The following is a 26,578-nucleotide window of genomic DNA, read 5'->3' as shown; positions in this document are numbered from 1 at the left end:
TGCCTGACACCAGGGGACTGGCATGCAACGCGGGCAGGGTAGTTACTTCTTCCCCGCGACCTTCAACTTGCCCTGCTCATCGCGCGGATGGTGCTTCAGGCTGCCGATCTGCAGTGCGTATTGCCGGGCGAATTCGGCGCCCAGGAAGAAGATCTGCGCCGAGTAATACACCCACAGCAGCAGGGCGATCGTGGAGCCGGCGGCGCCGAAGCTGCTGGCCACGCCGCTGTTGCCGATGTACGCGCCGATACCGAACTTGCCGATCATGAACATCACCGCGGTGCCCAGCGCGCCGATGATGACGTCCGGCCAGGTCAGCTGGATGCGCGGCAGCAGCTTGTAGATCACGCCGAACATCGTGGCGATCACGAGGAAGCTGATGCTCTGGTTCAGGACCGACACGATCATCGTCGCATCCGGCCAGTAGCGATTCCAGAACCGCTCGAAGATTTCCAGCGCGGCGCTGACGACCAGCGATGTCAACAGCAGGAACCCCAGCGACAGCACCAGGCCGAACGACAGCAGGCGGGTGCGGATCGTGTCCCATACGGTGTTCTCGGTCACCGGCGGCAGCTGCCAGATCTCGTCCAGGCTGGTCTTGAGTTCGGCGAACACACTGGTGGCGCCGAACAGCAGCAGGGCGCCGGCGATGATCGTGGCGATCTTGCCTTCTTCCTCGTTGTGCGCGCCGGCGAGGATCAGCTGGATCGCTTCCGCGCCCTGTGCGCCGACCATCCCGCGCAGCTGGGTGAACAGTTCACCCTGGGCCGCTTCCTTGCCGTAAAAGATGCCGGCAATCGCGATGACGAGCACCAGGATCGGCGCCAGCGAGAACAGGGTATAGAACGCCAGCGCCGCACCCTTGCTGCTGCCGCGGTGATCGAACCATTCCATCAGCGCGCAGTACAGCAGGCTGGGAATCTTCTTGGCGACGTGAGGAAACTTTCTCCAGTTCATTTTTAGCTCCGTATAAACAAAAAGGGGCCGAAGCCCCTTTTTTGTAACGTCAGTGAATACTCAGCTTGTGCTTAGTTCACGCGACGTTCGATGGTGATTTGCTCGACTTCAACGCGGCGGTTCGGTTCCAGGCACTTGATCAGGTCGGCGCGCTTCTTGTTATCGCACTGCACGATCGGCTGGGATTCACCCTTGCCTTCGGTGGTCAGGCGGTCGGCGGCGATGCCCTTGCCAACCAGGTATTCCTTGGCGGCGGCGGCACGTTTCTCGGACAGCGTCTGGTTGTACTTGTCCGAACCGATACGGTCGGTGTGGCCGCTGATCGTGATGCCGGTCAGGCTCGGGTTCTCGTTCAGCACGCGTGCCACGTCATCCAGTTTCGGCTGGTCGCCGCGCAGCTTGGCGCTGTTGAACTCGAACAGTTCGGTGGCCGACATCGACACTTTCTCGAAGCGTGCTGGCGGTGGTGGCGGTGGTGGCGGCGTTACCGGTGCCGGTGGTTCGACCACTGGTGCCGGTGGGGCTGGCGGTGCCGGCGGCTGAGGCGTCGGGCCCAGCGCATAGTTGAAGCCCACGGTCGCGTAGACGTTGTTCGAGCGGTCGTGACGGAAGTCGTCGCTGCCGATGAAGCCGTAGACGCTACGCACGTCCGCCTGGAACGACCAGCGGTCGTTGATGACGGACTGGAAACCCAGGCCGGCCGACACGTACGGCGACGTGCGGTGCGGTTCAGCCAGGCTGCGGAACTGGTTTTCCTTGTCGCGCTGGGCGCCGAGGCCAACCAGCACGAACGGACGGAACGTCTTACGCGAGAACAGGTACAGGAAGTCGGCACCCAGCGTTTCTTGCTGGTAGCGCGCGCCATTCTCGCTGGAGCGGGCGTAGGTGTAACCCACCTGGATATCCCAGTTTTCCGAGATCGGTTTACCGAACTTCAGGCCGCCGCCATAGCCGGTCTTGTCGGTTGCCCAGTCGGAGTCGGGCTTCATTGCGTTCACGCTCGGCTGGATGTACCAGTTCGGATTGATGACGGTATCCTGCGCCGAGGCGGCAAAGGAAGCGCACAGCAGGGCTGCGGCGATTGCGATCTTGTTGGATTTATTCACAGATTGACTCCTGATGCGTTGGAAGAAATTTTACTAAACAGCAATATTGAAAGAAGTCGCCACCGGTGATCAAGCATGCTCTTCTTTCAATGGCGGCATATGTGATTGCTGATACGTCAAGTTTATGCTGCGGAGAACCAATTCTTCGGTGCGCTACCGCACAATAAACTTGCGTTGATTAAATATGTTGTAATGTTACCACAGGAACCGAATCGCCTTTCTTCCGTCCAATGGGATGGGCCGGCGTAAAACAATCGGGTGCGGGCGCATACAAACAAATTGCGCAAGCAAGGGGGCATTCCACGAAATTCCCATCAGATCGCTATCGATCCGATCAATAGGCTACAGATGAGCCACCGCGTCGCATGGTCTGCTGGCCGACAGGCGAATGCGGAAAAGACAATACGGCAAGGGAAGACTCTGGAAATGCAGGCGGGTGCCGAACTGGCACCCGCCCATGGCGTCCCTGAAGCATCTGGCCGCCGTCATGTCTCGAACTTGCGCGACTGCAGCAAACTGCCGTCGCGCGAGCCCGTTACTGCGTCGTGGTGCCCGTTGCCGGCGGGGTGGTGCCGGCTGGCGCTGCACCGTCCGCAGGAGGCGGCGTGGTGGTGGCGTCGGCAGGCGGCGGCGTGGTCGTCGTATCGGCCGGGGCCGGCGTGGCAGGTGCCGCCGGTTCGGTAACGGCCGGAGCCGTTACGGCTGGCGCCGTCGTATCCGTTGCCGGCACGGTGTTTTCAGTCTTGTTACAGGCGGACAAGCTCAGAGCGGTGATGGCCGCCAGCAGGATGGAGTATTTCATGGGTGTGTCCTCTCTTAGGGTTGGTCCAGCATGCACTTTACACAACGCGGCATGGGCGAACTGTTCGTAAGCGCACATTCAGGCGGCATGCGTGGTTGTCAAACCACAGGGGAGTGGCTTTAACCTTTAAACCATTTTGTGTTCGTTGCCGCACAGACTTGTCGAACGCATAACGGCAATCTGGACACCAATGAATGACAACACTGCGCAGTGACCCTACACGGCGCAAACCGGCTACCGTTATAAGGAGTGTTCAAATGCACGCAATCAGAGATTCTCACGACCTGTCGAACAGCGATGTGATGGCCTCCCAGCCCGTTGCCAAGCCGCGCCTGGCGCTGGTGGAGCGTCCGGGTCCGGGAACCGAGCGCAAGGCATTGTCGCTGGCGCCAATCGAACGCGTACGGTCCACTTCCGCAACACTGCGCCGCATCGAAAACATGCAAAAGCTGATCGGCGAGCTGCAGCAGCATGAAATGCTGGCCGACGAAATTGCGTGGTTCCTGAAATTCTCCCCGTCCGGCGCCCGTAAATACATCCGCGACCTGCGCGAAGCCGGCGTGATCGAACTGGCCCGCTATATCGAAGGCACCGCAACCTACCTGGGCAAGGCCGTGTACCGCCTGACCCCGGATGCCGAGCGCGTGCAGGCCTTCCTGGCCGCGATCGCCCAGCCGAAGCGCGAAGGCTCGCCGCCGCGCAAGGAACGTCCGAGCCTGCGCGAGCAGAGCATGGCCGGCAGCGGCCGCCACTTCCATATCCTGGCGGACGATACCCATTATGCCATCCGCGTGAACCGCGGCCCGGTTACCCGCGATCCACTGGTTGCCGCCCTGTTCGGCGCGCCGCAATCGCTGCAGAAGGCACAACAGTAAGGCAATTGAAGGGCAGTGTGCCGTTGCCGGCACGGTGCAGTTCATGGCACAGTTGATTGCGCGCCGTTCAGCGCAGTGAATTGTGCCCCGAATTGCACGCACCATGGCGCACGCGATGGCGCAGTCGATTGGGCAGTCGATTGAATTGTCGGCAACACTCCCCATCTGTGGCGGACAAGTTTCGTTATGGACGGCAAAAATGGATGCATTGCTCGGTTTGACACTCGTGGCGCTGGCTGTTGCAGCGCCATTCCTGTATCCGCGCTGGACTTTGCGCCGGGCGCTGTCCCGGCCCCTTCCTGCCGCTGACCTTGCGGCGCTGCGGCGTTATGTTCCGATCCACGACCGCCTCGGCCCCGCGCTGCAGGAGAGGTTGCAGCGGCACGTAAAACAATTCCTGCATCAGAAAAAATTTGTCGGCTGTGCCGGCCTCGACGTCACGGACGAGATGCGCGTGGCGATTGCCGGCCAGGCTTGCGTTCTGCTGCTCAACCGTCATGGCGGCGTGTATCCGTCGCTGCGCACGATCCTCCTGTATCCCGGCGCCTTCGCCGCCGCGCGGCAGGACGTGGGTCCGGGCGGCGTCGTCACGCCGTTCCGCCAGACGATGCTGGGCGAATCCTGGGAGGATGGCCGCGTGGTGCTGTCGTGGGAAGACGCGGAGCGGGGCGCACTGGCCTGGAACGGCCAGAACGTGGTGCTGCATGAATTCGCGCACCAGCTCGACAGCGAAGCGGGCCACACCAACGGGGCGCCGTACCTGGGGAGCCGGGAAAACTACCGCAGCTGGTCCGAAGTGCTGGCCCGGGACTACGAACACCTGCGCCGCGCCGCCTGGCTGGGCAGCCAGGACAGCGTGCTGGATCACTACGGCGCCACCAGCCCGGCCGAGTTCTTTGCCGTCGCCACCGAGGCGTTCTTCGGCAAGCCCTGGCAGCTCGCGCAGCGGCACCCGGCCCTGTACGACGAGCTGTCGAAGTATTACCGTGTCGATCCGCGCGAATGGCTCGACCAGCCGCCGGTGGAACCGGAGCCGCCCGCGGTCGTGCCGGCCGTTCCCTCGAACCGCTCGTTCGCGTGGGCCAGCTGGTAATGCATTTCGAGGAATTCGATGCCTCGCCCGCCGCCGGGGTCCGGTCCGAGTCCGCGCCGCCAACCCGGCTGCAATACCTGATCGACAACACGCCGGCGCTGATCTATTGCACGGTGCCCAGCGGCGACTTCAAGATGACGTTCGTCAGCAATAACGCGTTCAACATGCTGGGCTACCGGCCGGAAGACATGCTGGCGGATCCGAACTTCTGGTTCGACCACATCCACCCGGACGACAAGCCGCGCATCGTCGAAAGCCTGGCGCAGGTATTTACCGAAGGCCAGCGTGTGTATGAGTACCGCTTTCGCACGGCCGACGACCGCTGGCTGTGGGTGCACGATACGCTGCGCCTGGTCCGCGATGCGGCCGGGCGGCCGCTGGAGGTGATCGGCGCGCTGACCGACATCACCGACCGCAAGGCGATGGAGGAGGCGCTGACGGCCAAGGGTATCGAGCAGCAGCAGCTGATCGGCAAGCTGCGCGAAGCGCACGAGCAGTTGCTGCAGGCCGAGAAAATGGCGTCGGTCGGCCAGCTCGCGGCCGGCATCGCGCACGAGATCAACAATCCGATCGGCTTCGTCAATTCCAACATGGGGTCGCTGCAAGGGTATGTCGGCACGCTTGTGGACCTGATCGACGCCTACGACGACGCGATCGCCGGCCACCCGGAATTGCTGGCACGAATGGCGCCGGTGCGGGTGGCGGCCGACCTGGATTTCGTGCGCGGCGACGTGGCGTCGCTGGTCAGCGAATCGATCGACGGCCTGCGGCGCGTGAAGGAGATCGTGCAGGCGCTGCGCGAGTTTTCCCACGTGGGCGAAACGGAATGGCAGTTCGCCGACCTGCACCGCGGGCTGGACAGCACGCTGAATATCGTTGCCAACGAACTGAAGTACAAGGTCACGGTGGTGAAGGAATACGGCAAGCTGCCGCTCGTGGAATGCCGTGCCTCGCAGCTGAACCAGGTGTTCATGAACCTGATCGTCAACGCCGGGCAGGCGATCGCCGAGCGTGGCATCCTTCACATCCGCACCGGCGTGCAGGGGAGCTGGGTTTGGGTCGAGTTCGCCGATACGGGCGCCGGCATCGCCCCGGAACACCTGACCCGCATCTTCGAGCCGTTCTTCACGACCAAGCCGGTCGGCAGCGGCACGGGGCTCGGGCTGTCGCTCTCCTACGGCATCATCCACCGTCACGGCGGGCGCATCGACGTGCGCTCGCAACCGGGCGAAGGCACCGCATTCACCGTCTGGCTGCCGCAGCGGCCGCCACGTCGAGGCGCCGGCGACATCTGACAGCGCGGCGATCGGCGCAGGCGCCACGGCCGGTCCATCGGCGGCCGGGGTGACGGCATGGCCGGCTACCCATGCGCAAAAAGTCTCGACAGGCGATACCTCCCTTGCACGGGGCTATGTGCGTCAACGAACGGAAACACGGCGGCGGGCGCGGCAAGCTGAGTGCGTCCAATTCATGCAGGAGATAACAATCATGACGATCATCATCGCCGGTCATTTCCAGTTGCAGGAGCAGGTCGACGGCGCACGCCAGGCCCTGCGCGATGCGGGCTATCCGGACGACGGCATAAGCGCCTTCTACGTCAACCAGCCCGGCCAGCACGACATGCTCGCGATCGGCGGGGACCGCCAGCTGTCGCCCGGCGCCAAGGATACGCCCGAAGGGCTGGCCAAGGGCGCCGCGACGGGTGGCGCCATCGGCGCGGCGATCGGTGCGGCCACGGCGCCGGTAACGGGCCCGGTCGGCCCGATCGTGGGCGGCCTGGTCGGCGCGCACGTCGGTTCACTGTACAGCTTCTCGCACATGAAGGACAAGGGCGAGGCCGAACAGGGCGGCCAGAATGCCGTCGCGCCGCGCAAGGCCGGCATGATGATCGCTGTGGCCGTACCGGACGGCAATGAAGGGCCGGCCGTGCAGGTGCTGCGCAACCTCGGCGCGGGCGATATCGAGCGCGCCGAAGGCACGATCGCCGGTGGCGACTGGAAAGACTTCGATCCGCTGTCGCTGCCGCGGCGTATCGGCTGACGGCACGGCGGCGCCTGGTCCACAATCTTCTGGAGAGCGTGAATGACACACGCATGGATGGAACTCACCAGGCCGGACGGCCGAAACGTGCCGGCGCCGACCGACGCGCAGCTGGCGGCGGCGCTGTCGGAAATCTACGAAGGCGACGGGGCGGGGGCGGATGGCGGCGCCCCGTCCGCGGTGTTGCGGTTCGGCTACGACGACGGGCTGATGTACCAGTTGGAGGTGGTGCGCGGCGGCGCGATCCGGTTCGAGGAATGGTCCGACCGCGATTGCGAGATCGCGCTGGCCAGCCCGCGCAGCATGTCGGCGGGAAAGGAAGATGCGTTGCAGCTGTGGCAGTGGATGGCCCAGCGCCAGGTGGCGAAGATCCGCGACCAGCAGTGGCAGGAGTGAAAGCCGGACGGACGGCGCGGGACTGACGACGCCGAACGGACCGCGCAGGACTGAAAATTCAGGGTCGGCGGCGCGCCCCCGGCCTGTCCTCAGTGCGCCATCAGCACCGGCACCGTCATCGTTTCCAGCACGGTGCGGGTAACGCCGCCCAGCAGCGTTTCGCGGAAGCGCGAGTGGCCGTAGGCGCCGAGCACGATGAGATCGCCGCCGCGTTCCTCCGCCAGCGCCAGCAGCGCCTCGCCAACGTCGCCCGGGCGTTTCAGCAAACCCTGGCGCGGCGTTTGCGACATGACCACGTCGGCTTCGATGCCATGGCGGCCCAGCCAGGCCAGTACATCCTCGCCCGGCGTGTCGCCGAACGCCGCCGGCCGCAGATCGGCATCGACGATCGCCAGCGTGACCTGCTCGGCCCGCGCCAGCAACGGCAGCGCCTCGCGTACCGCGCGCGCCGCTTCCTTGCTGGCATTCCAGGCGATCAGCACGTGCCGGCCGGGGGCCGGGGCGCCCGGGCTGGCGATGCCGGACGGGGTAACGGATATGGAGCCGCGCGGGCGCGCCGTGTGCGGCACCACCAGCACCGGGCAGCCCGATTCGGTGAGCACTTCGGCCGGAAATGCCGACGGGCCCGTGCCCCGTTGATCCGGCACCGCCTGGCCGACGATGGCCAGGTCGGCATGGCGCGCCACCAGCGCGAGCCCGGCGCCGGGTTCGTCGTCCAGCACGCGTTCCTCGAAACTGTGCAAGCCCAGCGCGCGGAGCTGTGGAGCGAAGTCGGCCAGCGCGCCGCGTGCACGTTCGCGCAACACATCGAGGTGCTGCGCCAGGTTGGGATCGTCGTCGTCGACCATCTCGTTGTGATACAGGAAGCGCGACACCCCGGTCAGTGCCACGCCGATCACATGCGCGCCATGCTGCAGCGCCAGCTCGGCCGCCATCAGCACCCGCGCCGGCGCGTGGGGCGCTTCATCAACGTGTACGAGAATCGTCTTGTAGCCCATGAGGCAATTATAGGCCGGTGTGGCGGAGGCGCCGCGCACGGATCGGGGAATTTCAGCGCCGCTGCTGCTCGAGCCGCGTCTGGCAGGCGATGCAGAAGCGGGCTTCGGGGCGCGCTTCGAGGCGGGAGTAGCCGATCGGTTCGCCGCAGCTTTCGCACTCGCCATAAGCACCGTTTTCGCCGCTGTCGAACTTGGCGAGCGCGTGGCGGATGGACGACAGCTGCGCCAGCCGGAGCTCGTCCGCTTCCGCTTCAAGCTGGTTCAGCGTGCGGTTGCTGGCGCTGTCTGCCGGCGAGGTTTCGATTTCCTCGACTGCCGGCGTACGGCTGAACTCGCTGTTCGGGCGGCCGGCGGCTTGCCGCAGCAGCGTGAGCCTGCGCTGCTCGAGCGACGCCTGCAATGCCGCAAGCTGGTCGGATGTCAGGATGTTCATGAATCCATTGTATGCCTGCCGCCCGACGCGCGGGAGGCCGGCTTGCCGGTTTCCGGCAACGCCTGCACGTGCTCCTTTAGATCTTCCAGCGCGGGCGCCAGGCCCTCCGGCCTGAGCGCGGCAATCGCCGCCGCCGCGTTGAGCAGCGCCGCGGCGATGCCGGCCAGTTCCTTGGCGCGGTCGATGCGCCGGATCCGCTCGCGGGCGCGGGCGGCCAGGTCGAGCAGCTCGCGTACCGGGATCGCCAGCCCGGCGACAGCGGATTTCGTGGCATCCGCATACAGCGCGTTGGCCTGCTGGCGCAGCGCGATCTCCTGCTCGAACAACGCCTGCGCTTCGGCATGCGTGATGGCCTGCCCGGTGGCGGCATCCTTCTTGCGAATCGCGGCCATGATGCGCCTGTGCAGCGCATCGGCGTTGTCGGTCAGGCTGTCGGCCAGCGCTTCGATGTCGCCGTCTGCCGTGGCCATGGCGTTGCTGGCGGTGGTCATTGCGTGCCTCCTGCCTCGTTGACGGCGACGCGCGCCGTGGCTTGCGGCGCGGCCGGAACGAGGTCGCGGTACAGCGCTTCGTGGCGCTCGCGGATCGCCTGCACCTGCCCGGCCGCCAGCGTATGGCGCCGGCCCAGCAGCCGGTATTCGTCCAGCTTTTCCTGTTTGTGCGACTTCGCCAGCGCGGCCAGCAGTCGGTCCCTCGGCTGGTCGGCAAACGGGATTTCCGTTTCCAGCATGCCGATCACGATGCCCTGCTCGTTGTCGTGCTGCTTGTCGTAATAGCGCAGCACGGTGCTCATCGCGTCGAGCAAGTCGCGCAGCGGCTCATAGCCATCGCGCAGCATGTCCTGCACGGCCTGGTCCTGGGCACGGCCGGTCGTCACGCGGGCGAGCACGCGCGCCAGGCCCGATACCGCATTCACGTGGCGGTCGGTCAGGCCGGTATCGGGCCAGGCCTTGATGCCTTTCGCCACATCCTTGATCTGGTCGCCCGCGTCGAAGCGGTCGCCGCCGGCCAGCCTGCCCAGCGTGCGCAGGTAGGCGACGACCGCTTCATGGATCGCCACCAGGTCGGGATAGGCCGCGCGGCGCCGGGCATCGATCGCCTGTTCGCGCTGGCCGGCGGCCGGGCTCAGGTAAGGTTTCTCACGCTGGTAGGTGTCGCGGTAACGCTGGCTCAATTCGACATAACCGTTCAGCTTGGGTGCCTCGGCGGCGAATGCGCGCGCTTCCTTCAGGCGGGCGTTGCCGGCGCAACCGGACAGCAGCACGGCCAGCATCAGCAGCATCGGCAGCGTCGGCAGCAACAGCAGGGGAAGGGAGCGCCCGGCGGGCAATGAATGCGGGCAGGGACGGAGCAGGGAAGGAAGCGGCGGGGACGAAAGGGGCGGCGATGACAGGCGCATGATCTTTCCGTGTCGTGAGCGGAACGAACATCTTGCGCCTGCAGAATTGCCGCTGTTTGCGCAAACGCAAACAGGCGAACTCGGGAATGGAACTCAGGCGGCGGGGTTCAGCCGGTTTGCCGGCGGCACACCGCCGATGGCGGGGCCATCGCGCCACTGCAGGCCGGCAACGGTGCCCGCGAGCGGCCGGTATTCGCAGCCGATCCAGCCGTCGTAGCCCAGTTCTTCCAGCAGCGCGAACACATGGGGATAATCGATCTCGCCGGTGCCCGGTTCATTTCGGCCGGGCGCATCGGCCAGCTGCACGTGGCGGATGTGCGGCAGCGCCCGCCGCAGCAGCGCCGTCACGTCCTCGCCCATGCTGTGCATGTGATAGATGTCCGACTGCAGGAAGACGTTGTCGCTGTCGCATGCGGCGATGATGTCCAGCGCCTGTTCGGTACGCGACAGGAAATAGCCGGGAATGTCGATCGTGTTGATCGGCTCGATCAGCAGGCGGATGCCGCGCGGCCGGCACATGTTGGCAGCGTATTCCAGGTTATAGAGGTAGCTTTCGCGCACGCGGCGCAGATCCATGCCCGGCGGTACCACGCCGGCCAGGCAATGCAGCTGCGGCACGTCGAGCAGCGTCGCATAGTCGAGCGCCTGCTTGACGCTGTCGCGGAACTGGCGGTGCAGGCGCGGATCGCATGCCAGGCCGCGTTCGCCGGCCTGCCAGTCGCCCGCATGCAGGTTGTGCAGCACCATGCGCAGGCCGTTGTCGTCGAGCCTGCGCCGGATTTCGGCGGGATTGTACTCATACGGAAACTGGCATTCCACGGCATCGAAGCCAGCCGCGCGCGCGGCGGCGAACCGGTCCAGGAACGGTACTTCCGTAAAAAGCAGGGTAAGGTTGGCGGCGAACTTCGGCATGGGCGGCTACTCTGTTGGTGCGGCTACTCTGAGGATAGCCACTACTGTAGCAATTGCGGGCAAGATTGGCAATAATGCACCATTTTGCCCTCGGCCGCCAGCATCGCGGTCAAGGCACCGCGATGATGTGGATATCGCGAACGCAGCGTGAATGGCGGCGTCTGATGGCAGCGCGCCATGGCGGCGCGCTGCCATCAACGGGCAACGATCAACGGCCGCGACCGCCGCCGCCGGAGCGGGTGGGCGCCGGACCGCCAGGGCGCTGGCCGCCGCGGGGTGCGCCGCTGCGGGCCGGCGTTGCAGCCGAACCTGCAGCCGGGCGGTTGCCACCGGCACCGGCGGCACCATTGCCGGCACGCGCCGCCGCCGGCTTGCCGCGGCCGCCGGCATTGCCGGTGCCGCCTGCGTTACCGCCGTTGCCGCGGCCACCGCCATTGCCCGGGTTGCCGGCATTGCCACGGCCGCCGGCATTGCCGGCGCGCGGGTTGCGGTGCTGGCCATTGCCGCTGCGCAGCTGGATCGGTTGCGCACGGGCCGTCGGATCCGGCTCGAAGCCGGCGATGACTTCACGCGGCAGCGTCTGCTTGATGAGCTTTTCGATGTCTTTCAACATATCGTGCTCGTCCACGCAGACCAGCGACACGGCTTCGCCGGTGGCGCCGGCGCGGCCGGTGCGGCCGATCCGGTGCACATAGTCTTCAGGCACGTTCGGCAGATCGTAGTTGACCACGTGCGGCAGCTGGTCGATGTCGATGCCGCGCGCCGCGATATCGGTCGCCACCAGCACCTGCAGCGAGTTGTCCTTGAAATCGGCCAGCGCGCGCGTGCGCGCCGACTGGCTCTTGTTGCCGTGGATCGCCATCGCCTTGATGCCGTCCGTGCCCAGTTGTTCCACCAGCTTGTTGGCGCCATGCTTGGTGCGCGTGAACACCAGCACCTGGGTCCACTTGTGCGTGCGGATCAGGTGCGACAGCATCGGGTGCTTCCTGTCGCGGTCGACCGGGTGGATCTTCTGCGCGATGATTTCCACGGTCGAGTTGCGGCGCGCCACTTCGATCGTGGCGGGCTTGTTCAGCAGGCCGTCGGCCAGCGCCTTGATCTCGTCGGAGAACGTGGCCGAGAACAGCAGGTTCTGGCGCTTGGGCGGCAGCGCGGCCAGCACCTTGCGGATATCGCGGATGAAGCCCATGTCCAGCATGCGGTCGGCTTCGTCCAGGATCAGGATCTCGACCTGGTCCAGCTTGACCGTGCCCTGCTGCATGTGGTCGAGCAGGCGGCCCGGCGTGGCGACGAGGATGTCGACGCCGTGCTTGAGCAGCTTGATCTGCGGATTGATCGACACGCCGCCGAAGATCACGGCCGAGTTCAGCTTCGTGTACTTGCCGTACACGCGCACCGATTCCTCGACCTGGGCAGCCAGTTCGCGGGTCGGCGTGAGGATCAGCGCACGGATCGGACGCGTCGACGTGTTATTGGCCAGTTTGGCGCCGGCGGTGTCGGTGGACAGGCGGTGCAGGATCGGCAGCGTGAAGCCGGCCGTTTTACCGGTGCCGGTCTGGGCGCCGGCCAGCAGGTCGCCGCCGTTGAGGACAGCCGGGATGGCCTGGGTCTGGATGGGTGTCGGTGCGGTATAGCCGGCTTCGGTTACTGCGCGGACGATCGCATCGGACAAGCCGAGTTCAGTGAAAGACATAGTTGCTCTGGAAGAAAAACAGCCCCTTGCCAGTCACAGGCAGGGATGGAATGATAGCGAGGCCGGACTGGTCGGCAATTTCTCTAAAGAAGTATATCAGTATTCAGAGGAACTAAATTTCGCAAGGGCAATAAAAAAGGCCCAATCGGGCCTTTTTTTGTAACAAAGCTGCACCAAATATTGACTTTAGGCAAATTCAGCGAGTAAACCGACCATCTGGCCGAAGACACGCGGGCTGCCGGCGATCACGTGGCCGGTCTGCATGTACTTCGATTCGCCATTGAATTCGCCGGCGATGCCACCCGCTTCGGTGACCAGCAGCGTGCCGGCCGCGATATCCCACGGTTGCAGGTTTTTCTCGTAGTAGCCGTCCAGGCGGCCGCTGGCCACGTACGCCAGGTCCAGCGCGGCCGATCCGGCGCGGCGCACGCCGTGGCAGCGTTCGGCCATGATGCCGTACATCTTCAGGTATTCGTCCAGCGCCTTGCCGCTGCCGTTCTTGTAGCCGGTGCCCAGCAGTGCGCCGGCGATACGGTCCAGCTTGCGCACGCGGATGCGCTTGTCGTTCAGGTAGGCGCCGGCGCCTTTCTCGGCGGTGAACAGCTCGTTGCGCACCGGGTCATAGACAACGCCCAGTGTGATCACGCCGCGCTGCTGCAGCGCGATCGAGACGGCGTACTGGGGGAAGCCGTGCATGAAGTTGGTGGTGCCGTCCAGCGGGTCGATGACCCACACGAATTCGCTCTCGTCGTTCACGTTGCCGGTGGTGCCGGATTCCTCGCCCAGAAAAGCGTGCGAAGGATAGGCCTTCTGCAGCACCTCGATGACGGCCTGTTCGGCGGCCTGGTCCACATCGGTGACGAAATCGTTGTGTTGTTTCTCGGCGATGCTGACGCGGTCGAGGTCGAACGAAGCACGGTTGATGACGGCGGCGGCGCGGCGCGCGGCCTTCACGGCCGTGTTGAGCATTGGATGCATGGCAAATCCGTATAAAAATGGACAGGCCGCCCGGGCAGGGTGGGCTGCGGCGGGGCGGTTCTGTGTGAACAGGAGCGAATTAAAAGAGCGGGGCGGGGCGGCGTTGTAAAATCTGCCGTTCGCGAAAACCGCTATTCTAAATGATGCCGCAGGAAATGACACCCAGCACGCCACCTCTTTTCAGCCCGCTGTTCTCCCGACTGCGCGTGATCCTCGTGGAAACCAGCCGGCCGGGCAACATCGGTTCGGTTGCCCGGGCGATGAAAACCATGGGCTTTTCCGAGCTGGTGCTCGTCAATCCGCGCGTGGAAGGCGCCGTGCGGCACGAGGAAGCGGTGGCCTTCGCCAGCGGCGCGCAGGATATCCTGGCCGGCGCGCGCATCGTCGCCACGATGGCCGAGGCGCTGGACGGCATCAACCATGCCGCCGCCGTGTCGGCCCGGCTGCGCGAATTCTCGCCGCCCGTCCAGGGCCCGCGTGAACTGGCGCAGCACGTGGCCGCCGCGGGGGATGCCGCCGCAGGGCAGTGTCTCCATACAGCCCTGGTCTTCGGCAACGAGCGCTTCGGCCTGCCGAACGAGATCGTCGAGCGCTGCAATGTGCTGATCAACATTCCGGCCAACCCGGAATACTCGTCGCTGAACCTGGCCCAGGCCGCGCAGGTGCTGCTGTACGAATGCCGGATGGCGGCCCTCGGCGGCGCCGCGCCCGCCGCCACCCCGATCGGCTTCCATGGCGACGCGGCCGACCAGGCGCAGATCGAGGGCATGTACACGCACCTCGAACAGGCGCTCGTGGCGATCGGCTTCCTCGATGCGGGCAATCCCCGCAAGCTGATGCCACGGCTGAAGCGGCTGTTCGCCCGCACCGGGCTGGAGACCGAGGAAGTCAATATCCTGCGCGGCATCGCGCGGCAGATGCTGGCGTCGCGCCGCCCGCCCGGCGATAGCGGCCAGTAAGCCGACGGCACCCTCTACCCGGGCGGCGCCGCTTGCCTTACACTGGCTTTTCACAAAAGAGGGAGTGAATCATGGTGGTGCGCATCCTGCTGGCGATCATGGCGATGCAGGTGGCGGCGGCGCTGGCGATCTGGTACGCCGCGGCGCAATACGTGCCGCTCGACCTGGCCCTGCTGCTGGCGGTGCTGGCCGTGGTGCTGGTCCGCGGCGCGATCAATGCCAACAACTTCAGGATGGCGCGCAAGTTCGGCTGCGCGGTGCCGGCCGAGCACCGGCTCGACCCGGCTGGCCGGCTGTGCCTGTTCTGCGGCGAATTCCGCGCGTCGATGCTGACATCGTCATGGACGATGCTGCGGCACACGCCCGCGCCGTTCTTCGCAGCCGAAGCGCGCGCCTTGCCCGTGCTGCTGGTGCACGGCTACGGCTGCAACGGCGGCTTCTGGGCCGCGCTGCGCGCGCTGCTCCGGCGCGAGCGCATCAGCCACGATACGGTGGACCTGGAGCCGGTCACCGCGCCGCTGGACGATTACGTGGCGCAGGTCGAGTGCGCCGTGCAGCGGCTGCTCGCCGCCACCGGTGCGCCACGCATCGTCGTGGTCGCCCACAGCATGGGCGGCCTGGTGGCGCGCGCCTGGCTGCGGCGCCACGGTGCGCGGAACGTGGCGCGCGTCGTCACCGTCGGCACGCCGCACCATGGCACCGGGCTGGCTTCCCTCGGCATCGGCGCGAATGCGCGGCAGATGCGGCGGGACTCCGGGTGGCTCGCCCAGCTCGCGCAGGATGACACCGCATACCGGCCGCTGATCACGTCGGTCTGGTCGTGGCACGACAACATCGTGGTGCCGGCAACGTCGTGCCAGCTGGCCGGCGCGAGCAACATTGCCTTTTCCGGCATCGGCCACGTGGCGCTGGGCAGCGATCCGCGCGTGCTGTCGTGCATCCTCGATGAAATTCTCGCCGCCAGCCGTTTGACGCGGCCACGATCCCCCGCTACAATAAATTGACGTACGGAAACTTTAGCTAATACCGGAACAATAACCGGCAGAGCTGGACGCGCGCGCCTGCCGTGCATCGCGTCCGTACGGAATAAGGGATACTGACAGGACGGGGAGGGCTGTTGCCCGGCAACGACAATTCATAATAAAAGGGAGGGACACCGTGTCAGCACGCATCCTCATCATCGAAGACAATCCCACCAACATGGAGTTGATGGTCTATCTGCTGCGTGCCTTCGGCTATACCCCGCTCACCGCCGCCGACGGCGAGGAAGGCGTGGCTGCCGCCAGGCGCGAACAGCCGGACCTGATCATCTGCGACGTGCACCTGCCCAAGCTGGACGGCTATGGCGTCGTCAGCGCGCTGAAGGCCGATCCGGCCACGCGGCACATTCCCGCGCTGGCCGTGACCGCGCTGGCGATGGTGGGCGACCGCGAGCGCCTGCTGGGCGCCGGATTCGACGGCTACATCGGCAAACCGATCGAGCCGGACAGTTTCGTCACACAGCTCGAGTCTTTTTTGCCGGGGGAGATGTCGCCCCAGAACAATAACGACATCGCAACGATCCTGATCGTCGACGATCACGTGCTGAACCGGCAGTTCCTGATGACCTTGCTGGGCTTTTCCGGTCACCGGCTGATGGAAGCGGCCAGCGGCATCGAGGCATTGAAGCTGATCGAACACGACAGGCCCGACCTGATCATTTCCGACATTCTCATGCCGAACATGGATGGCTACGAGTTCGTGGCCCGCGTGCGCGAGAATCCGGAAACGGCCAACGTGCCGATCATTTTCTACACCGCCACCTATCGCGAGCGCGAGGCGGTGGCGGTGGCGCAGTCGTGCGGCGTGCGCTGGGTGCTGCCCAAGCCGTCCGATCCGGATGTGATAATGGACACCGTGCAGGAAGCGCTCGGCGTGACCGCCCGGCGCGCGCAAGTGCCGGACTTCGCCGTGGAGATGGCCGATTCGTCCATCGCCGATACCAGCCTGGGCGGCATCGGCCACAAGATGGCCGAGTACCTGGACGAAGTGGAGTCCAGCAGCCAGGTGATTTCCGAGCTGGCCCACCATGAAACGCCGGACGGCGAAGCGGAGCGGCTGCGCTCGATGACGCAGCGGCTGTCGAACAGCCTGTCCAGCCTGCAGGCGGTCAGCCTGCGCCTGACCGCGCTGATCGAGCTCGGCATCGATCTTTCCGCCGAGCGCGAGCCGCAGGCGCTGGTCGATATCGGCTGCCGCGTGGCCCAGAACATCTGCGTGGCCAAGTATGCGTGCATCGGCGTGCTCAACGAGGATGGCAGCGCGCTGGGCTGGTTCAGCCACTGCGGTACCGCCGATCAAACGCGGGTTCTGTGCGAGGCGCCCGACGCGGGCATCCTGAAACAGGTCATGGAACAGCGCCAGCCGGTGCGGCGGCACTCCCTGCCGGGCGATCCCTGCCACCTCGGCCTGCCGGCCGAACATCCCCCCGTGCATTCCTTCCTCGGCGTGCCGATCGCGTCGGGCGCCGGCGTGCATGGCTGGCTGTACCTGGCGGACAAGCTGGGCGACGAAGGGTTCTCGGAGGTGGATGAGCGGATCGCCGTCACCGTCGCCGCGCAGATCGCCGTGTCGTACGAGACCCTGAAGCTGTACGAGGAAGTGCGGCGCAACCACGCGCAGCTGCAGCAGGACATGGATGCTCGCAACCGCCTCACCGAGGACCTGCGCCGCTTCAGGCTGGCGATGGATGCCACGGCCGATGCGATCTTCCTGGTCGACCGCGCCAACATGTGCTTCGTCGACGTCAACGCGACCGCCTGCCGCATGCTCGGCTTTGCGCGCGAGGATTTCCTGGAGGTTGGGCAGCGCGAGCGCAGCGGCGGGCCGATGCAGCTGGTGGACCTGTACGACAAGCTGCTGGCCGGCGACCAGGGCGGCGCCATGGCCGAGCTGCTGCTGCACCGGCGCGACGGCTCGCTGCTGTCGGTGGAAGTGCAGCGCCGCACGCTGCGTTCCGACCAGAACTGGATCCTGGTGGCGGTGGCGCGCGACATCACCGAACGCAAGGAAGCCGAGCGCCGCCTGCTGAAGCTGGCGCACTTCGACACGCTCACCGGGCTGCCGAACCGCAGCCAGCTGTATGAATCGCTGACCCATTCGCTGACGCAGGCCGCCGAGCACCGCTGGGCGCTGGCCGTGCTGTTCCTCGACATGGACCGATTCAAGAACATCAACGACACGCTGGGCCACACGATCGGCGACGAACTGCTCAAGCAGTTCTCCAGCCGGCTGGTCGACTGCCTGCGCGTGCGCGACACGATCGGCCGCTTCGGCGGCGACGAGTTCTGCGCGATCCTGATGCTGCCCGAGGGCGTGAACCAGGCGCTGCCCGTGCTCGACAAGCTGCGCGAGGCGATGCGCCAGCCGTTCGACCTGAAGGGGCACGAAGTCACCGTCACCGCGTCGATCGGCATCGCCGTCTACCCGGACGACGGCCTCGATGCCGACACGCTGATCAAATATGCCGATACGGCGATGTACCGCGCCAAGGAAGCGGGGCGCGATGCGTTCCGCTTCTTCACCGCCGAGATGAACGCCCAGTCGCTGGCGCGGCTGGACCTGGAAAACGCGCTGCGGCGCGCCATCGACAACGCCGAATTCGTGCTGTACTTCCAGCCCAAGATCGATATCGGCACCGGCCGCATCAGCGGTGCCGAGGCGCTGATCCGCTGGAACCGGCCCGGCCACGGCATGGTGTCGCCGGCCCTGTTCATCCCGCTGCTGGAGGAAACGGGGCTGATCGTGCGCGTGGGCACCTGGGTCATCCACGAGGCGTGCCGCCAGATCGCGTACTGGATCGGCTCCGGCGCCGGTGCGATACAGGTTTCGGTGAACGTGTCCGGCATCCAGTTCTTCGTCGGCGGGCTCGAGGAAGAGGTGCTGCGCGCACTGCGCGAGCACGATATTCCTCCCGAGCTGCTGGAACTGGAACTCACGGAAAGCTCGCTGATGAGCAACGCCGAGGAAACCATCACGATGCTGCAGAACCTGAAGGAACTGGGCATCAAGATCTCGATCGACGACTTCGGCACCGGGTATTCGTCGCTGGCCTACCTGAAGCGCTTCCCGATCGACAAGCTGAAGATCGACATCGCCTTCGTGCGCGAAGTGACGTCCAATCCGGACGACGCGGCGATCGTCCTGGCCATCATCAACATGGCGCACAGCATGAAGCTGAAGGTGATCGCCGAGGGCGTCGAGAAGGATGCCCAGCTGGCCTACCTGCGGCGGCACGACTGCGATGAAATGCAGGGCTACTTCTTTTCCCGGCCGGTGGCGGCCGACGAGTTCGAGCTGATGCTGCGCGAGAAGCGCCACCTCGCCGCGCCGGCGGACGAAACGCGCGACGACGGCAGGCCCACGCTGCTGATCGTCGACGACGATGCGTTCATGCTCGACGTGCTGTCCGACTTCCTGGCGCAGGACGGCTACCGCATCCTCACGGCGCAGACGGCGCTCGAGGGCTTCGATATCCTGGCGCGCCACAATGTGCAGGTGATCCTGTGCGACCAATGCATGCCGTCGATGAACGGCACCGAATTCATGGAACGGGTCAAGAACCTGGCGCCGGACACGTTCCGCATCATGCTGTCGGCCTATGCGGATCTCACGCCGATCATGGCCGCCATCAACCAGGGCGCGATCGACCGCTTCTACACGAAACCGTGGAAGGGGGCGGTACTGCGCGAGAATATCCGCGAAGGCTTCCGGCTGTACAGCCAGGCCCGGCGGGCCCAGGCGGCCTAGTGTCGCTTGACACGGCAAGGAGGACAAGATGGTGAAAAAACGCATCCAGGCGATCTGGCAGGCCGGCCTCGAGGATTTCACGGTGCGGCGCGAACGGGCCGAAGCGCTGCGCGCCGCCGTCGTGCACGAATCGGGCATCGCGCCGGAACGGCACCTGCTCGACCGGGACATGGAAGCGCAGGTGCAGCGCGCCGTGATCGCCGCCACCGCGCCGCTGCGGCAGGAGGTGGCGTCGCTGAAGCAGGAACTGGACGGGCTGCGGGCGCAGATGGGCAGGCTGAAGAAGGTCAAATAGGCGGGCCTGCACCGGTGCCGGGAGCGAAAACGGTATCGGGCTTCCTTTCGCCGCGTGAAAACGCGACCGGCACCATCAAGTCACCTTTTCGCATGGCCGGACCATCGGTGTTATGCTGGCGGCCAAAACAACAGCACCTCCGGCCATGTTACAGAAAGCTCCCAGAAGAACACGCGAACGCATCCAGGAACTGTCGCTGCGCCTGTTCAATGAATTCGGCGAACCGAACATCACCACCACGGTGATCGCGGAAGAGCTGAACATCTCGCCGGGGAACCTGTATTACCACTTCCGCAACAAGGACGACATCGTCAACTCGATCTTCATCGAGTTCGAACAGGAGATCGAGCGCATCCTGCACGTGCCGGCCGGCCGGCGTTCCAATATCGAGGACGTGTGGCAGTACCTGCACCTGATGTTCGAGCTGATCTGGCGCTACCGCTTCTTCTACCGCGACCTGAACGACCTGCTGTCGCGCAACCGCAAGCTCGAACTGCACTTCAAGCAGATCCTGGCGCACAAGATCAAGGTGGCCAAGCAACTGTGCGAGGACCTGCGCACCGAGGGCTCGCTGGAGGCGAACGACCTGAAGATCGACGCGATGGCGACCAACATGGTGGTGGTGGCAACCTACTGGCTGTCCTACGAATACGTGCGCAACCCGCGCAAGTACACCGAGCAGCAGTCGATGGCCGATGCATTGGCGCGCGGCTGCTACCAGGTGCTGATCCAGGTCGAACCCTACCTGCGCGGCGAAACGCTGGCGCGCTTCCAGAAACTGTCCGACGACTATCTCAAGAAACTGAACAAGTGAAATCCGTTTGTGTGTACTGTGGCGCCAATGCCGGCGCCAGCCCGCTGTATGCGGAACGCGCGCGTGCCCTGGCGGCCGCGCTGGTCGATGCCAACCTGGCGCTCGTCTACGGCGGCGGCAACGTGGGGCTGATGGGCATCATCGCCGACGAAGTGCTGCGCCTGGGCGGCGAGGTCACGGGCGTGATTCCCACCGCGCTGGTCGAGCGCGAAGTGGGGCACATGGGCCTGACGCGGCAATTCATCGTCAAGGACATGCATGAACGCAAGGCCATGATGGCGCAGCTGTCCGATGCCTTCATCGCGATGCCCGGCGGCCTCGGCACGCTCGAGGAACTGTTCGAGATGCTGACGTGGGCGCAGCTGGGCATCCACGACAAGCCGGTGGCGCTGTACAACGTCGACGGCTTCTACGACCGGCTGATCGATTTCATCGCGCACGCCCGCGAAGAGGGCTTCATCCATCCGCGCAACGCGGAGCGGATGCTCGTCGAGGAAGGGCCGGCGGCGCTGGTGGCGTTGCTGAAGGGGCAGCGGGGCGGCTGACGGGCTGCGCGCGCCGGCGGGCGGCGCCGTCGACGCGGCGCTGCACCTCCATCTGTCCACCGCCATTTCCCCGCCACCGTCCGGTACGGGCCGGGAAGTCGTCCTCCTGGATCAAGAGTCGTGCTAATTCCGCGATAACCGGTGTGCCGCATGCGGCGCACTCGTTATACTGTCGGTCGGCCGCGGCATGCATGAGCACGCTTCACAGCCACGAGATCGTGGCAACGGCCACGATCCAAGCAACCACGACCCATCCGACGAGAGAACCCCATGCACGGTGAACCCATTTCCCAACGGCTGCGCACCCTGGTCCGCTCCCTGCCGCGTACCGGCATCACGCTGAGCGAGCTGATCCACCGCGTCGGCAACGACGGCCTCCTGCTCCTCACTGCGCTGCTGACGCTGGTTTTCCTGATTCCCGTGTCGATTCCCGGCGTGAGCACCGTGTTCGGCGCCGCCATCCTGCTGATCGGCCTGTCCCGCCTGTTCCGGCGCGAACTGTGGATTCCGTCGCGCATGAAGCACAAGATCATCGGCACGAGGAAGCTGCGCCCGGTGCTGCGCAAGGCGCTGCCATGGCTGCAGAAGATCGAACGCGTGAGCCGCCCCAACCGGATCGGCTGGCTGGTCGCGGACGGTCCCGTCGAGCGCATCAACAACGCATCGATCATCCTCGGCGCCGTGCTGTTGATGATGCCGTTCGGAATGATCCCGTTCAGCAATACCTTCCCGGCCGTCGCACTGCTGTTCTTCGCCATCGGGCTGCTGCAGCGCGACGGCGTGTGCGTGCTGCTGGGCTACGTCAGCAACGTGGCGACCATCGCTTATTTCGGTGTGCTGATCGGCGGCGGCGGGCTTGCCGCGCGCGAGGCGTTCGTCCGGTTGACTGCCTGAGGACGGAATGGCGGCGGATCTGATGTGAGATGCTGTAAAGTTCCGGCGAAACGATTCATCGCAGCGGCACAATTGCCTGCCCCATGAAATTGCATTTCCATCTCACGATCGAGCCTGACTGGCGAAGCGCACCGTTGGCATTTTGGGTTCATGTGCCGGTCGCCGGGTCCACGACGCAATTCATTCCGGCAGCGCCGGCGCCGGTGCCGCACAAGGGATTCGTGTTCCTGCATGTCGACGTGGCCGGAGTCGACCTGCAGTTCAGTTCCCTGGCGCAGCTGGACCATTTCATCGAGGTGATGGAAGCAAAACCGCTCCCCACCACCCGCCGGTTATCCGGGAAGCGCGATTCGTCCGCCGGCCCCAATAGCCACTGGCTGAGTCGCCTGCCTGCGCACTTGAAGGCCCCCAAGGAACGGGCCAAGCTCGTAAGCCAGCTGCGCGCTGTTCGGCAGCAATTGCCGCCGTGCGGAGAATCATGGCAAAGCTGTCTGGGCTTTTTGTAGCCCCGAATATTGGAACTCCTCATGCGTGTCATACCGCCATTCAAGCTGATTCCCGAACCGCTCGATCGGGAGGCAAAGGATCTTCCGCCGTACAAATGGGCTGGCGACAATATCGGCAAACGGCACCGTTTGGGAGGCAGCCCCGACTTCATCCAGGCGGCTGACATCCCGACCTGTTCTTGCAAGAAAGTCATGACGTTTTACGCACAGCTGGACTCGATCAATGACGAATTCGACCTGGCGGATTGCGGGATGATATTTGTGTTTGTCTGTTTCGACTGCTTCGAGACAAAGGCTGTCCTGCAGTCCTGCTAGGGAAGCGCTGATTTATTGCTGGTGGATGAGATTAGTCTTGAAAACGTGTCCAGCAAGACGCAAATGGCCTGTCGTGCCATGCGATGCCGGAATCAGCAGCTGCCCGTCACGACCGTGACCGAAGGGGGCTTGACGGCGTTGCCCGAACCGCTGGCACCGGTGTACAGCGCGTAGCAGGACAGCGCGGAGGCCGTGTTCGCCACGCTGACCGGAATCGCCGCGAACGAATTGATGGGCAGGGCGGGCTGGGTGGCGGTCGCGGTGGCGGAGCCGTAGCGGATGATGTAGTCGCCGATGTTGAGGCCAGCCGCCGCTGCGGTATTGCCGCCGCTCGCGGCCGACGGGTAGCCGGCGACCAGGGTAATGACGACATCTTCGTTGGTGATGGTGGCGGCCGATGTATCGAGCAGCGCCTGGCCGTGGATCATGGCGAAGGTCGCTTCAAGCGCACCCCTGGCCCCGTTGAGCGATGCGATGCGCGCATCCTTGCGCAGGTCGGCGAACCTGGGCAGCGCGGTGGCAGCCAGGATGCCCAGGATAATGATCACCACGATCAGTTCGATCAGCGTGAAGCCGGCCTGGCGTGCTGCCAGGTGCGTGGCGGAGTCTGGAAAGTCATGCGCCTTTCCAGTGACGGGAGAAGTAGCCATAGATAGAGAGCTTGAAGAGCACGGTGGAACGGTAAGCCAGCCGACGGGCGTTCATGAACAACCCCAGGCCTGATTCCTGATCCCGGTGCTCCGAGAGACTCGGCAGGCGCGGCGTCGGCCGCCCAGGATCAGCGCTTCCACTGTAATCCACTTGGATCAATGCGGCAATTATTGTTGCTTAGAATCAGTGTATCTAGTGCCGGGCAACAACGCTTGGCACTGTCCGTTACCACGCTCCACCAGCAACGCGGCTTGGCGTGCGGCCGCTGCGCAGATGCCATTTCGGATATCGGATCCGATTTTTTCGTGATCGCAGATGCCGCTGGCACCCGGCGTTGTCGCGTTATCATCGTCATCGCTCCAACCCGGGGAGGAGATACCGGCCGGAGGCCGCCGGCTGTTTGCCTGCAGGGCTTCGGCAACGCCGGGTTGAGAAATAACCATGCGAAACCTGCCGCGCCGATGCGGCAGCCCATTCGATCCATTTTCCAATTGCCCCGAGCATGAATCCAAACCGCAGAAACCTTCTCACCGCTTCCATCCTTTCCGGTCTCGCCGGCGTGGCGCCTGTCGTCGTCGCCGCCACCTCGGCCCCCGCCAGCAAATCGAAGCAGCTCGCGCCGACCCCGCCGATGGGCTGGAACAGCTGGAACTCGTTCGCCACCACGATCACCGAGGCGCAGTCGCTGGAAAACGCCCGCATCATGGCCGACAAGCTGCTGCCATCCGGCTACGACGTATTCACCGTCGACATCCAGTGGTATGAGCCGAATGCCGACAGCTACGAGTACCGCAAGGATGCGGAACTGACAATGGACGGACACGGCCGCCTGCTGCCGGCGCCGAACCGCTTTCCCTCGGCGGCCAATGGCGGCGGATTCAAGGCGCTGGCCGACCAGGTGCACAAGCTGGGCATGAAGTTCGGCATCCACGTGATGCGCGGCATTCCCCGCCAGGCCGTGCGCCTGAACACGCCCGTGCTGGGCACGCAATACCGCGCGCGCGACATCGCCAACACGGCATCGGTCTGTACGTGGAACCCGGACATGTATGGCGTGGACATGGGCAAGCCGGGCGCGCAGGCCTATTACGATTCGATCTTTGCGCTGTATGCATCGTGGGGCGTGGACTTCGTCAAGATGGACGACATGTCGCGCCCCTACACCGCCAACTGGCCGGAAATCGAAGCGGCGCAGAAGGCCATCCGCAAGACCGGCCGGCCAATCACGCTGAGCCTGTCGCCCGGCGAGACCGACCTGAAGTGGGCCCTGCACGTGCCGCACCATGCGCAGATGTGGCGCATCTCCGACGACTTCTGGGATGAGTGGAAGCTGCTGAGCGAGCAGTTCCAGCGCCTGGAAAACTGGAATCCCTACATGGGGGCGAACGCCTGGCCGGATGCCGACATGCTGCCGCTGGGCCGCCTGGCGCTGGGCAAGCGCGACACGAAGTTCACGCCGGACGAGCAGCAGACGCTGATGACGCTGTGGTCGATCGCCCGCTCGCCGCTGATCATGGGCGGCGACCTGCGCCACCTGGACGAGCGCACGCTGGCGCTGCTGACCAATCCGGAGGTACTGGCCGTGAACCAGCGCAGTACCGCGAACCGGCCGCACCATGCGGACGCCGGCACCCGGATCTGGAGCGCGCAGCCTGCCGGCAAGGCCAACGTGTATTACCTGGCCCTGTTCAATACCGGCGACACGGCGGCGGACATCGTGTTCGACCTGTCGCGCCTGAACCTGGGCGGCCGGCAGGTGGCGGGCCGCGACCTGTGGGCGCGGCGCGACCTCGGCGCCATCGACGGCAGCGTGCGGCAGAAGCTGCCGCCGCACGGCTCGGTGCTGCTGCAGCTGACCGCATGACCGGAAACTGAGCAGCCGCTGGGCAGACACCCGGGACGATGCCGCGCCACCGCGTGACATGGCGTATTCCCGGCGGACGGCTTTGCTCACCGCGTCGAGCACTCGAGGCAGCAGCGTCGATGCCTTGGGAAGATATACTTCCATTCGTTGCCTGCGTCGAAAGGTTGCCATGAAAGCTGTTGCCAGCGCAGTGCCCGGTATCCGCGGACAGCGGGGCAGCCGATGCCGGAAACCGGCCCTGGCCGGCATCGGCTGCATCCCGCCGGCGGCAGGTAAAATGGAAGATTACGGATCTTTCGCCGCCGCCGCGGCCGCAGTCACGAACCATGTCCAAGCTGCCCACCACCACGCGACGCTGTACCAACCTGCTGCTGGAGTACATCGCGGGCAACGTGGCGGTGGGCGAAGCGCTGCCGACCGAGGTGCGGATGACGGAACTGGGAGAGGGCAGCCGAACCGCCATCCGCAGCACGCTCGCCTACTTCATCGAGTGCGGGCTGATCGCCGGCATGAAGGAGCGCTGCCTGCTGCGCAAGCCACGGCCGGGCGACTGGTTCGATGTCTCGGAACTGCACAGCGGCACGGAGCGCCTGCAGCAGGTGCTGATGGAACGCATCTACCAGCGCGACCTGCCGCCGGGCGCCGAGTTCTCGGAAGCCGAGCTGTCGCGCGCATCCGGTGTCAGCACGATCGCCGTGCGCGAATTCCTGATCGGCTTCGCGCGGCATGGCCTGATCGAGAAGAAGCCGCGCGGCGGCTGGCGGCTGTGCGCGTTCGATCCGTCGTTCGCGCAGGAACTGGGCGAAGTGCGCGAGATGTTCGAACTGAAGGCCATCGAACGGGTGGCCGGGCTGCCGCCGGACGACGCGGCCTTCGGGCGGCTGCACGACCTGCTGGCCCGCCACGAGGCGCTCGGGGCGGCATCGGCGGCCAGCCATGCCGACTTTCCGGCACTCGACCGCGAGTTCCACACCTTCCTGATCGGCCTGCTGGACAACCGCTTCGCCAACAGCCTGAACGACGCGGTGTCGCTGGTCTTCCACTACCACTACCAGTGGGACAAGCGCGACGAGCTGCCGCGCAACCAGTACGCGGTGCAGGAACACATGGCGATCCTGCGCGCGCTGACGCAACGCGACGTGCCGGCGGCGCTGGCGGCCATGCGCACGCACCTGCGTTCGTCGCGCACCACCATGCTGGACGCGCTGCGCGAGCGGGAAAGCAGGGCGCACAACGATTGAGGCGGCCGGCGGCCCGGCCGGAGG

At 65.3% G+C, this 26,578-nt stretch carries 27 protein-coding genes; 16 read left to right on the top strand and 11 right to left on the bottom strand.

Features of this window, described 5'->3' with window-relative positions; translation table 11 throughout:
• Window positions 1-42 precede the first annotated feature (42 nt).
• The 3 genes from GJV26_RS05020 to GJV26_RS05010 form a co-directional block, all read right to left on the bottom strand.
• Window positions 43-957, bottom strand: coding sequence for a YihY/virulence factor BrkB family protein (locus tag GJV26_RS05020; protein ID WP_155707866.1), 915 nt, complete (start codon window positions 955-957; stop codon window positions 43-45).
• A 71-nt stretch (window positions 958-1,028) separates the two neighbouring features.
• On the bottom strand, window positions 1,029-2,063 hold the full coding sequence (locus tag GJV26_RS05015; RefSeq protein WP_189442111.1) for an OmpA family protein: 1,035 nt from the start codon (window positions 2,061-2,063) through the stop codon (window positions 1,029-1,031).
• Between the two features lie 535 nt (window positions 2,064-2,598).
• Complete coding sequence (locus GJV26_RS05010) at window positions 2,599-2,865, bottom strand: hypothetical protein (protein ID WP_155707865.1); 267 nt, start codon at window positions 2,863-2,865, stop codon at window positions 2,599-2,601.
• A gap of 302 nt (window positions 2,866-3,167) precedes the next feature.
• On the opposite strand from GJV26_RS05010, the gene GJV26_RS05005 reads away from it, so the two are divergent.
• The 5 genes from GJV26_RS05005 to GJV26_RS04985 all read left to right on the top strand — a co-directional run bounded on the left by GJV26_RS05005 (window position 3,168) and on the right by GJV26_RS04985 (window position 7,269).
• Entirely contained in the window at window positions 3,168-3,740 is a 573-nt protein-coding gene (locus GJV26_RS05005; protein ID WP_173346323.1) for a winged helix-turn-helix domain-containing protein, read from the top strand.
• A gap of 199 nt (window positions 3,741-3,939) precedes the next feature.
• Entirely contained in the window at window positions 3,940-4,833 is an 894-nt protein-coding gene (locus GJV26_RS05000; protein ID WP_155707864.1) for a M90 family metallopeptidase, read from the top strand.
• The gene (locus GJV26_RS04995) at window positions 4,833-6,128 is read left to right on the top strand and encodes an ATP-binding protein (protein WP_155707863.1); all 1,296 of its coding nucleotides are present in this window, start codon (window positions 4,833-4,835) and stop codon (window positions 6,126-6,128) included. The genes GJV26_RS05000 and GJV26_RS04995 overlap by 1 nt, the downstream gene beginning before the upstream one ends.
• 193 nt (window positions 6,129-6,321) lie before the next feature.
• Complete coding sequence (locus GJV26_RS04990) at window positions 6,322-6,873, top strand: glycine zipper domain-containing protein (RefSeq protein ID WP_155707862.1); 552 nt, start codon at window positions 6,322-6,324, stop codon at window positions 6,871-6,873.
• Between the two features lie 42 nt (window positions 6,874-6,915).
• Window positions 6,916-7,269: a hypothetical protein gene (locus tag GJV26_RS04985; RefSeq protein WP_155707861.1), complete on the top strand. Its 354-nt coding sequence runs from the start codon at window positions 6,916-6,918 to the stop codon at window positions 7,267-7,269.
• Between the two features lie 89 nt (window positions 7,270-7,358).
• On the opposite strand, the gene GJV26_RS04980 is transcribed toward GJV26_RS04985, so the two are convergent.
• The 7 genes from GJV26_RS04980 to GJV26_RS04950 form a co-directional block, all read right to left on the bottom strand.
• Entirely contained in the window at window positions 7,359-8,267 is a 909-nt protein-coding gene (locus GJV26_RS04980) for a universal stress protein (RefSeq protein ID WP_155707860.1), read from the bottom strand.
• A 52-nt stretch (window positions 8,268-8,319) separates the two neighbouring features.
• Entirely contained in the window at window positions 8,320-8,700 is a 381-nt protein-coding gene (locus GJV26_RS04975) for a TraR/DksA family transcriptional regulator (protein WP_155707859.1), read from the bottom strand.
• Complete coding sequence (locus GJV26_RS04970) at window positions 8,697-9,191, bottom strand: hypothetical protein (RefSeq protein ID WP_229419175.1); 495 nt, start codon at window positions 9,189-9,191, stop codon at window positions 8,697-8,699. The genes GJV26_RS04975 and GJV26_RS04970 overlap by 4 nt, the downstream gene beginning before the upstream one ends.
• Window positions 9,188-10,099 (bottom strand): hypothetical protein, encoded by a 912-nt coding sequence (locus GJV26_RS04965; RefSeq protein WP_189442109.1) that lies wholly within the window; start codon window positions 10,097-10,099, stop codon window positions 9,188-9,190. The genes GJV26_RS04970 and GJV26_RS04965 overlap by 4 nt, the downstream gene beginning before the upstream one ends.
• Before the next feature lie 93 nt (window positions 10,100-10,192).
• Complete coding sequence (otnI, locus tag GJV26_RS04960) at window positions 10,193-11,011, bottom strand: 2-oxo-tetronate isomerase (protein ID WP_155707858.1); 819 nt, start codon at window positions 11,009-11,011, stop codon at window positions 10,193-10,195.
• Between the two features lie 208 nt (window positions 11,012-11,219).
• Entirely contained in the window at window positions 11,220-12,704 is a 1,485-nt protein-coding gene (locus tag GJV26_RS04955; RefSeq protein WP_155707857.1) for a DEAD/DEAH box helicase, read from the bottom strand.
• 186 nt (window positions 12,705-12,890) lie between these two features.
• Window positions 12,891-13,673, bottom strand: a complete 783-nt coding sequence (locus GJV26_RS04950) for an inositol monophosphatase family protein (RefSeq protein ID WP_155712256.1) — start codon at window positions 13,671-13,673, stop codon at window positions 12,891-12,893.
• A gap of 164 nt (window positions 13,674-13,837) precedes the next feature.
• Between GJV26_RS04950 and GJV26_RS04945 the strand changes: the two genes are divergently transcribed.
• From GJV26_RS04945 to GJV26_RS04905, 9 genes are all read left to right on the top strand, one after another.
• Window positions 13,838-14,641, top strand: a complete 804-nt coding sequence (locus GJV26_RS04945) for an RNA methyltransferase (RefSeq protein ID WP_155712255.1) — start codon at window positions 13,838-13,840, stop codon at window positions 14,639-14,641.
• A 71-nt stretch (window positions 14,642-14,712) separates the two neighbouring features.
• Window positions 14,713-15,645, top strand: coding sequence for an esterase/lipase family protein (locus GJV26_RS04940; protein WP_155707856.1), 933 nt, complete (start codon window positions 14,713-14,715; stop codon window positions 15,643-15,645).
• A 154-nt stretch (window positions 15,646-15,799) separates the two neighbouring features.
• Window positions 15,800-19,429 (top strand): EAL domain-containing protein, encoded by a 3,630-nt coding sequence (locus GJV26_RS04935; RefSeq protein WP_189442363.1) that lies wholly within the window; start codon window positions 15,800-15,802, stop codon window positions 19,427-19,429.
• Between the two features lie 28 nt (window positions 19,430-19,457).
• Window positions 19,458-19,724: a hypothetical protein gene (locus tag GJV26_RS04930; protein ID WP_155707855.1), complete on the top strand. Its 267-nt coding sequence runs from the start codon at window positions 19,458-19,460 to the stop codon at window positions 19,722-19,724.
• Between the two features lie 145 nt (window positions 19,725-19,869).
• Window positions 19,870-20,538: a TetR/AcrR family transcriptional regulator gene (locus GJV26_RS04925; RefSeq protein WP_130185439.1), complete on the top strand. Its 669-nt coding sequence runs from the start codon at window positions 19,870-19,872 to the stop codon at window positions 20,536-20,538.
• Window positions 20,535-21,083, top strand: coding sequence for an LOG family protein (locus GJV26_RS04920; RefSeq protein ID WP_189442361.1), 549 nt, complete (start codon window positions 20,535-20,537; stop codon window positions 21,081-21,083). The genes GJV26_RS04925 and GJV26_RS04920 overlap by 4 nt, the downstream gene beginning before the upstream one ends.
• A gap of 270 nt (window positions 21,084-21,353) precedes the next feature.
• A complete protein-coding gene (locus GJV26_RS04915) occupies window positions 21,354-21,977 on the top strand; it encodes an exopolysaccharide biosynthesis protein (protein WP_155707854.1) in 624 nt (207 codons plus the stop codon).
• 83 nt (window positions 21,978-22,060) lie between these two features.
• Entirely contained in the window at window positions 22,061-22,483 is a 423-nt protein-coding gene (locus tag GJV26_RS04910) for a hypothetical protein (RefSeq protein ID WP_155707853.1), read from the top strand.
• Between the two features lie 21 nt (window positions 22,484-22,504).
• Window positions 22,505-22,798, top strand: a complete 294-nt coding sequence (locus GJV26_RS04905; protein ID WP_155707852.1) for a hypothetical protein — start codon at window positions 22,505-22,507, stop codon at window positions 22,796-22,798.
• Between the two features lie 92 nt (window positions 22,799-22,890).
• On the opposite strand, the gene GJV26_RS30530 is transcribed toward GJV26_RS04905, so the two are convergent.
• A complete protein-coding gene (locus tag GJV26_RS30530; protein WP_155707851.1) occupies window positions 22,891-23,448 on the bottom strand; it encodes a prepilin-type N-terminal cleavage/methylation domain-containing protein in 558 nt (185 codons plus the stop codon).
• Between the two features lie 503 nt (window positions 23,449-23,951).
• On the opposite strand from GJV26_RS30530, the gene GJV26_RS04895 reads away from it, so the two are divergent.
• The gene (locus tag GJV26_RS04895) at window positions 23,952-25,313 is read left to right on the top strand and encodes a glycoside hydrolase family 27 protein (RefSeq protein ID WP_155707850.1); all 1,362 of its coding nucleotides are present in this window, start codon (window positions 23,952-23,954) and stop codon (window positions 25,311-25,313) included.
• Between the two features lie 326 nt (window positions 25,314-25,639).
• Window positions 25,640-26,554, top strand: coding sequence for a GntR family transcriptional regulator (locus GJV26_RS04890; protein WP_155707849.1), 915 nt, complete (start codon window positions 25,640-25,642; stop codon window positions 26,552-26,554).
• Window positions 26,555-26,578 lie beyond the last annotated feature (24 nt).

This window comes from Pseudoduganella dura, assembly GCF_009727155.1.
Taxonomy (GTDB): domain Bacteria; phylum Pseudomonadota; class Gammaproteobacteria; order Burkholderiales; family Burkholderiaceae_D; genus Rugamonas; species Rugamonas dura.
Note: the sequence above shows the minus strand (reverse complement) of the source record. Positions and strands in the feature narration are given on the sequence as shown.

Excerpts from the sequence above, each read along its gene's own strand:
- GJV26_RS04940 (WP_155707856.1), top strand. The coding sequence starts at position 14,713 with ATGGTGGTGCGCATCCTGCTGGCGATCATGGCGATGCAGGTGGCGGCG.
- GJV26_RS04925 (WP_130185439.1), top strand. The coding sequence starts at position 19,870 with ATGTTACAGAAAGCTCCCAGAAGAACACGCGAACGCATCCAGGAACTG.
- GJV26_RS04915 (WP_155707854.1), top strand. The coding sequence starts at position 21,354 with ATGCACGGTGAACCCATTTCCCAACGGCTGCGCACCCTGGTCCGCTCC.
- GJV26_RS04985 (WP_155707861.1), top strand. The coding sequence starts at position 6,916 with ATGACACACGCATGGATGGAACTCACCAGGCCGGACGGCCGAAACGTG.
- GJV26_RS04910 (WP_155707853.1), top strand. The coding sequence starts at position 22,061 with ATGAAATTGCATTTCCATCTCACGATCGAGCCTGACTGGCGAAGCGCA.
- GJV26_RS04970 (WP_229419175.1), bottom strand. The coding sequence starts at position 9,191 with ATGACCACCGCCAGCAACGCCATGGCCACGGCAGACGGCGACATCGAA.
- GJV26_RS05020 (WP_155707866.1), bottom strand. The coding sequence starts at position 957 with ATGAACTGGAGAAAGTTTCCTCACGTCGCCAAGAAGATTCCCAGCCTG.
- GJV26_RS05005 (WP_173346323.1), top strand. The coding sequence starts at position 3,168 with ATGGCCTCCCAGCCCGTTGCCAAGCCGCGCCTGGCGCTGGTGGAGCGT.
- GJV26_RS04930 (WP_155707855.1), top strand. The coding sequence starts at position 19,458 with ATGGTGAAAAAACGCATCCAGGCGATCTGGCAGGCCGGCCTCGAGGAT.
- GJV26_RS04895 (WP_155707850.1), top strand. The coding sequence starts at position 23,952 with ATGAATCCAAACCGCAGAAACCTTCTCACCGCTTCCATCCTTTCCGGT.
- GJV26_RS04945 (WP_155712255.1), top strand. The coding sequence starts at position 13,838 with ATGACACCCAGCACGCCACCTCTTTTCAGCCCGCTGTTCTCCCGACTG.
- GJV26_RS30530 (WP_155707851.1), bottom strand. The coding sequence starts at position 23,448 with ATGGCTACTTCTCCCGTCACTGGAAAGGCGCATGACTTTCCAGACTCC.
- GJV26_RS05010 (WP_155707865.1), bottom strand. The coding sequence starts at position 2,865 with ATGAAATACTCCATCCTGCTGGCGGCCATCACCGCTCTGAGCTTGTCC.
- GJV26_RS04995 (WP_155707863.1), top strand. The coding sequence starts at position 4,833 with ATGCATTTCGAGGAATTCGATGCCTCGCCCGCCGCCGGGGTCCGGTCC.
- otnI (WP_155707858.1), bottom strand. The coding sequence starts at position 11,011 with ATGCCGAAGTTCGCCGCCAACCTTACCCTGCTTTTTACGGAAGTACCG.
- GJV26_RS04955 (WP_155707857.1), bottom strand. The coding sequence starts at position 12,704 with ATGTCTTTCACTGAACTCGGCTTGTCCGATGCGATCGTCCGCGCAGTA.
- GJV26_RS04890 (WP_155707849.1), top strand. The coding sequence starts at position 25,640 with ATGTCCAAGCTGCCCACCACCACGCGACGCTGTACCAACCTGCTGCTG.
- GJV26_RS04905 (WP_155707852.1), top strand. The coding sequence starts at position 22,505 with ATGCGTGTCATACCGCCATTCAAGCTGATTCCCGAACCGCTCGATCGG.
- GJV26_RS04980 (WP_155707860.1), bottom strand. The coding sequence starts at position 8,267 with ATGGGCTACAAGACGATTCTCGTACACGTTGATGAAGCGCCCCACGCG.
- GJV26_RS04975 (WP_155707859.1), bottom strand. The coding sequence starts at position 8,700 with ATGAACATCCTGACATCCGACCAGCTTGCGGCATTGCAGGCGTCGCTC.
- GJV26_RS04950 (WP_155712256.1), bottom strand. The coding sequence starts at position 13,673 with ATGCTCAACACGGCCGTGAAGGCCGCGCGCCGCGCCGCCGCCGTCATC.
- GJV26_RS04965 (WP_189442109.1), bottom strand. The coding sequence starts at position 10,099 with ATGCGCCTGTCATCGCCGCCCCTTTCGTCCCCGCCGCTTCCTTCCCTG.
- GJV26_RS05000 (WP_155707864.1), top strand. The coding sequence starts at position 3,940 with ATGGATGCATTGCTCGGTTTGACACTCGTGGCGCTGGCTGTTGCAGCG.
- GJV26_RS04990 (WP_155707862.1), top strand. The coding sequence starts at position 6,322 with ATGACGATCATCATCGCCGGTCATTTCCAGTTGCAGGAGCAGGTCGAC.